The sequence below is a fragment of the Flavobacterium sp. genome (genome assembly GCF_031381455.1).
In the GTDB taxonomy this organism is placed as follows: Bacteria; Bacteroidota; Bacteroidia; order Flavobacteriales; family Flavobacteriaceae; genus Flavobacterium.
Map to the genome: position 1 here is coordinate 1 of NZ_JANMXZ010000042.1, position 6,643 is coordinate 6,643.

Below are 6,643 nucleotides of genomic sequence, written 5' to 3' on the forward strand. Positions count from 1 at the left end.
GAATTTTTTAGAAAACTATTAATTGCCGATTTAAAAGAAGAAAAGCTACCTCATAAGGTAATATGTCATCAATGGCAAAATGCAAAAGATATATGGTATAATCAAAATAAAGGTAAATCTGATTCTATTGGTGTTGAACGAATACTTAAACTAATTTTAATAATTTCTCAATTTTTCTTTTTGGGAATATACATAAGAGCAATTTTTGGGAAATATGGGAAACTGCACAAGCATTTAGGTGTTGAATTACATGTAATTTTAAAATTCATAATATCTATAATTATTCTGACTTTTGGATTATACAATTCCGAAGCATCTTTTATTGGCATTCACTTAATAAAATTTTGGTGTTATTGGATGATATTTGAAACACTTTTTTATACAGGAAATTTAGCCTTTAGTGAAGATGTCTTTGCAGAACCTTATTCGAATAAAAGGAATTTGATATTAATAGTAATTGATTACATAACATTAAATCTTGATTTCGCCAATCTTTATTTAATAAAAAAAGCCATTCAACAAAGTTTAAATCACTACACTTTTGAAATTATAACAAAAGCTTATGATGCTGTTTATTTTAGTTTTATAAGTTCATTAACCATTGGTTATGGCGATATAACTCCAACACATAGCGGAAGGGGGATTGTAATCTTTCAAAGTATAACTATGTTGATTTTTGGAGTGCTTTTTTTAAATTTTTATTTATCACGTACAACTAATAAAACAGCAAATTGAATTAATAATAATCGTCAACAATTTATAAATTTACAAATGGCAAATTATCATGACCCAATAAAGCATATCAAATTCTTGCGACAATCTCTTTCACAGGATAAGAAGCCTCTTGGTTTTTTTATTTCTGCTGGTTGTCCTCTTTCGGTTAAAATGCCAACAGAAGACTTAAATCCACTAATTGCAGATGTTGCAGGGTTAACAAAGTATTTAAGAGATGAATTATGCTCAAAAACTGGTGAAAAGAATAGTTTTGACAAACTCCTTGATGAAGTAAAATTATCAAAGTTAAGCATTGAGAACGTAGAAGATATATTGAGTTTCATTAGAGGTCTGAAAGAAGTTTCGATAGGAAATTCTGTGCGTGGTTTTTCAGAAAAGGACTTAATTGATTTAGAAAAAGATATTTGCAGTAAAATTGTAAACAAACTTGATGTTGAACTTCCAGATAATCAATCTCCATATCATAAATTAGCGAAATGGATTTCAAATGATAGAGAGAAACCAGTCGAAGTATTTACTACAAATTATGACCTATTAATAGAACAAGCTTTTGAGGATTTAGGTATACCTTATTTTGATGGATTTGTCGGGTCAAGGCAATCTTTTTTTGATTTGAGAGCTGTAGAAGATAATTTAATACCTAAACATTGGACAAGATTATGGAAAATTCATGGTTCAATAAATTGGTTTCAAAAAGAAAACAAACAAGTTTTTCGTTCAAGTAAAACACATGAAATTGGTGCTTCTCATTTAATTTTTCCATCTCATTTAAAGTATGAGGAAAGTAGAAAAATGCCTTATTTAGCCTTAATTGATCAGTTAAATCGGTTTTTACGCCAGCCAAACTCATTACTTATAATTTCTGGCTACTCATTTAATGACCAGCATTTAAATGATACAATTGTTAGTGCAATAAAATCAAATCCAAATACAATGGTTATTGCATTAATGTTTGATACTTTAACACATGAAGTAGAAGAAAAAATAGTTGAAAGATATCCCCTTGCGATACCTATTGCAATTGACAGAAGTAATCTAGCTCTTTGGGGTTTTGACGAAGCAATAATTGGCACAACAAGAAGTAAATGGAAAACTTTTGTGGATACTTTTGATCAGGAAGATAATTTAGCAGAAAGTGTCATAAAGATAACAAAAGGAGAATTACAGGAAGATTATGTAAAGCTAGGTGATTTTTCTAAATTGGGTGATTTTCTCCAAGCACTGATTGAATATAATCAAACGAAACCAGATGAAAAATAATTCCACTTATTTAGGAACTGTTCAAGATGTTAGTGGGACTACAATCAGGGTAACAATGGTTAATGATTCATTGTCTGGATTAACCTATGTCGATGGTGAAGGATATAAAATTGGACAGATTGGTAGTTTTGTAAAAATTCCGATTGGCTATAATTATTTATTTGGAATTATTACTCAAATTGGAGCTAGTGCTGTACCTGAAAATCAAGTCACAATACAGCCATATGGTAATCGATGGATGACGATTCAATTAGTTGGAGAGGGGCAAAAAACTGGAGAGTTTCAAAGAGGAATTTCACAATACCCAACTATTAATGATGAAGTACATCTTGTTTCAGAGCAAGATTTAAAACAAATTTATGGACAGCCAGATAAACCATACTTTGTAAATGTCGGTCATATTGCTGGGGCTGAATCAATTCCTGCATTAATAGATGTGAATAAATTAATTACTAGACATTCCGCTGTTGTTGGAACAACTGGATCTGGAAAATCAACTACTGTAGCAAGCTTATTAAATGCATTATCTGATTCTGATAAATATCCTTCATCAAGAATTTTAGTTTTTGATATTCATGGTGAATATGGGAAAGCCTTAAATGATAGAGCACACATTTTTAAAGTAAATGCTGATAAAAGTGAAGGGAGTACTGAAAAAGAATTATTCATCCCTTTTTGGGCATTAAATTTTGAAGAATTAATAGATATAAGTTTTGGAAAATTTAATAATGAGAAAGATCAAAATGTTATTTTAGAAAGGATTCTTCAAGAAAAATTAAAAAGCATAACAAATTACCCAAAAGCAGGGATAGAAATAGATTCCTTAAATGTTGATTCGCCAATTCCCTTTAGTCTTAATCACCTTTGGTATGATTTATATACTCAAACTTTAGGAAAGTTTTATCCAGATAAAGACGACAATCCGCTTGCATATGAAATTGATGCGGAAGGAATTGAAATAATTGGAAATCCCATTACTGCAACGCCACCTATTTTTAAAAAAATTAATACTAATATGCAAATTCCAGTCATATTGACCACCCAATTCCAATTTAAAGTGACCACTTGATTCCAATTCAAAATGACCACCTAATATCGGAACAAACTGACCACCTCCATTTTTCATTTAAAACTTCTGTTTTTCATTTGTTAATTAGTATTCAAATATAGTTAAAATATTATCCGTTTTTTATTGTTCTTTTCTTTCTCATAGACTCTCCTATTAATTCGATTCTGTGCGATTGATGTATCAGCCTGTCCAAAATTGCATCAGCTATGGTTTTCTCTCCAATTATATCGTACCATCCTTGCACTGGGATTTGTGAAGTAACGATAATTGACCCTTTATTATGACGGTCTTCAATGATTTCTAAGAGTGTAATTCTGTTATGACTATCGAGTGCTTGGAGTCCAAAATCATCGAGTATAATAACATCTTGCCTTTCTATTTTAGCAAGTTCTCTCAAATAAGAACCATCAGCTTTTGCCATTTTTAATTTAGCAAACAGTTTTGAAGTGTTAAAATAGCTTACTTTAAATCCTTGTATACAAGCCTGATAACCAAGCGCGGTACCCAAATAACTTTTGCCTACACCAGTGCTTCCGGTAATTAAAATGTTTTCGTTTTTTTCTACAAATTCACATTCTGCAAGACGCAGAACTTGGTTTCGTTCCAGATTACGGGATGCATCAAAATTTAAACTTTCAATGTTTGATTTGTAATGGAATCGTGCGTTTTTGATACTGCGTTCTATACGCCTGTTATGCCTCTGGTCCCATTCCGAATCAATAATCATCGATACAAACTGATCGAGTGTGTAATGGTCTGTTTTTCCGCTTTCAATAGCAGTTTTAAAAGCATTATGCATACCATAAAGCTTCATTTGTTTCATTTTTGTTACTGTGGATTCATTCATGTTTTTGAAATTTAGATTAGTTAAAATAGTGTTTTCCTCTTATGTTATTGTGACTTGGGAGTTCTTGCTCTTGTTCTTGTTCAAAATCAATACTGTCCAAATTGTTTTCTAAAATGTTTTGTATGGTTTTGAAGCTGTAAATTCTAAAATCGAGTGCTCTTTTGCAAGCATTTATTAATCGCTGCTTGCCTACTTTTTTTTCAAAGGTTAATATTCCTAAACAACTTTTATAGGCTTGTTCAGGGTGGTTTCTGCTCTCAATTATTTGTACAATATATTCTCCCACGCAAGCATCGATGTTGCTTGCCCAATCAATAAACCGAGAGGCACTCCATTGGGCTACAAATTGATGAGTGCTTGCTAGATGATCTGGATTTGTGTTATAGACATAAGGTTTATAATTCCTTGTATGAATAGCTATTCTATTGTATTTATGATATATTTCAACAGTTGTTTTGGTATACAATAGTTTGGCTTTTTTCTTTAGATATTGATACGGAACACTGTAGTAGTTTTTGTCCTGACTTAATTGAACATGTCCATTTTGCATCACTGTGGCAAAGGATTGGTATTTAATTTCAAAGCGTTCTTGAGGCAACGGACGAAGTTTTTCTTGTTCATCTTCTAAAAATAATTCCAAACGAGAGTAGGGTCTACCTGTGAGTTTTCTATTGTTATGGGAGTCAAGTAAATCCCATATTTGTTGATTTAATTCCTCTAGATTAAAGAATTTGGTATCTTTTAGATTCACATAAATCCTTCTGTATAATATCTTTACAGCACCTTCAACGAGTGACTTATCTCTTGGTTTATATGCTCTAGCTGGTAGTATGGTGGTTTGGTAATGTTCTGCTAAATCAGCCAAGGTTTCGTTGATAGTAGGTTCAAAACGACTGCTTTGTATTACCGCTGACTTTAGATTATCCGGAACAATTGCCGCTGGAGTACCTTCAAAGAAACGCATGGCATTTTCTACTGATGTAACAAAATCTTCCTTTTTTTGGCTCATAGAAGCTTCTGCATAAGTGTATTGACTGGCACCTAATATGGCTACAAAAAACTGTACTTCTTTAATTTCACCCGTTTCTTTGTCAATAATACAAAGCGTTTTTCCAGCATAATCCACATACATTTTATCACCAGCTTTGTGATTCATATGCATCACTGGATTGACTCGTTTACTCCATATTTTGTAATAATGGCTAAATTGTGAACTCCTTAATCCATCTGGGTTGGCTGCAATATACTTCTCCCACATGTGACGTACAGTAACGCCAACTTTTTTTAACTCCCTCTCCATTTGAGGAAAAAAATTATAGAGCGTTTGCAATTTGGGGCTAATGCTCTCAACAGTATTCTGTGAAAACAAGGTTTCTAGTTCGGCATCTGTTTTTTGATTAATCACATCAAAAGGCAATGCAAGAACCTCAAATAAAGAAATATACTTCTTTACTGTATTTCTTGAAAGCGATAAATAGTTGCTAATAAACAACTTACTCTTTCCACTACAATGGAATTTAATTACTTTTCTAATTTTACTCATGTCTGTTATTTTGTTTGCCATAATCCGTATTTTTTTAACGAATGTATGGTTCTAACAACATGAAAAAGGCAGTAGTTTTTAGTGGTCAATTTCCACCGATATTAGGTGGTCATTTTGAATTGGAAAGTGGTGGTCAGTTTACTCCGAAACTGGTGGTCAATTTACACTGGAATTAGGTGGTCAATTTGACCGTTTTTTCCAATAACTATTAGATAATGAAGAAAATGAAGCATTTAAATGAATTCTACTTCTTTTCTCTAAATTTATTTTACTGCCTATATTTTGAGGAGTAATATCAAGTACGGATTTACTTGCGTACGTGTATAGTTGAGCCGATTTTGACCATTCAGGAGTAGCGTAATAAACAGGCGACTTGGGTAATGGAAAAAATAAATTACTAGAAATTGACTTAATAGCTGATAAATAGTTTAAATTTTCTTGTGGAAAAGCAATGTTCCAAGTAGCTTTTTGACTCAAATTTTGAAAAGATTTCACAGTTTTAGCCAACTCTGTTGCACCACCTAGTATAGTTCCCATCTTACTAGCCGTTTCATTAATTTGCATAGATTTAGCCAAATCTGTTTGATTGCTTAGTATAGTTCCCATTTTATTAGCCGCTTCACTTAAAGCCGCAATTTTATTCAATGGCTCTAAGGTTTTTTGCATACCAATTATGGTATTCATTATAGAGGGAGCAATAATCGGCTTCGATAAATGTATTAATTTCGAATCCCATTTTTCAGCCCCATCTAAAAGATGTTTTGTGGTATTATTTTTTGGCTGTTTAGAATCATTTTCTTCCTCCGCCATATTTTATTTTGTAAATATTATCATATTGATAACGATTCAAATATACATATTTTAGTAATAAATTACTATTTCATAAGTGGAGAAGGTTTTATGTTTATCTGTCTCTTTTCTAAATTCAAACAATGAATTCCAAAACAAACTTTTTCATTATCATTTACACTATACATCTCTTCAATTTCTGCATCATCACCCCAAGAATCACCATTCATCCTGAAAAATAAATCAAAGTGTTTTACTTCTCCAACATCAGAAACTCGATTGTAATAAATGGCATATCCCAGTTGCGCAAAGTCTCCCAACTTTGAGCCTAACAATACAAATTTTAATAAAGATAAAAAACTCCGCAAAGTCGGGAGACATTTGCGGAGCGAAGTGCTAT

The 6,643-nt window shown here is 32.0% G+C and carries 7 protein-coding genes; 3 read left to right on the top strand and 4 right to left on the bottom strand.

All coding sequences use genetic code 11. The features are described 5' to 3' along the window. From RMN97_RS10560 to RMN97_RS10570, 3 genes are all read left to right on the top strand, one after another. Positions 1 to 735 (top strand): potassium channel family protein (locus RMN97_RS10560; RefSeq protein WP_309614484.1); only part of this gene is annotated, 735 nt, incomplete at its 5' end. A gap of 36 nt (positions 736 to 771) precedes the next feature. Next, entirely contained in the window at positions 772 to 1,995 is a 1,224-nt protein-coding gene (locus RMN97_RS10565) for an SIR2 family protein (RefSeq protein WP_309614485.1), read from the top strand. Beyond that, positions 1,985 to 3,064 (top strand): ATP-binding protein, encoded by a 1,080-nt coding sequence (locus RMN97_RS10570; protein ID WP_309614486.1) that lies wholly within the window; start codon positions 1,985 to 1,987, stop codon positions 3,062 to 3,064. Before RMN97_RS10565 ends, RMN97_RS10570 begins: the two co-directional genes overlap by 11 nt. 109 nt (positions 3,065 to 3,173) lie before the next feature. Here RMN97_RS10570 and istB read toward each other — a convergent pair whose 3' ends face one another. The 4 genes from istB to RMN97_RS10590 form a co-directional block, all read right to left on the bottom strand. After that, positions 3,174 to 3,911: an IS21-like element helper ATPase IstB gene (gene istB / locus RMN97_RS10575; RefSeq protein WP_309614487.1), complete on the bottom strand. Its 738-nt coding sequence runs from the start codon at positions 3,909 to 3,911 to the stop codon at positions 3,174 to 3,176. A gap of 16 nt (positions 3,912 to 3,927) precedes the next feature. Further along, a complete protein-coding gene (istA, locus tag RMN97_RS10580; RefSeq protein WP_309614488.1) occupies positions 3,928 to 5,475 on the bottom strand; it encodes an IS21 family transposase in 1,548 nt (515 codons plus the stop codon). A 159-nt stretch (positions 5,476 to 5,634) separates the two neighbouring features. Beyond that, complete coding sequence (locus tag RMN97_RS10585; RefSeq protein WP_309614489.1) at positions 5,635 to 6,264, bottom strand: hypothetical protein; 630 nt, start codon at positions 6,262 to 6,264, stop codon at positions 5,635 to 5,637. A 65-nt stretch (positions 6,265 to 6,329) separates the two neighbouring features. After that, on the bottom strand, positions 6,330 to 6,643 hold a 314-nt coding region (locus RMN97_RS10590; protein ID WP_309614490.1), incomplete at its 5' end, for a hypothetical protein.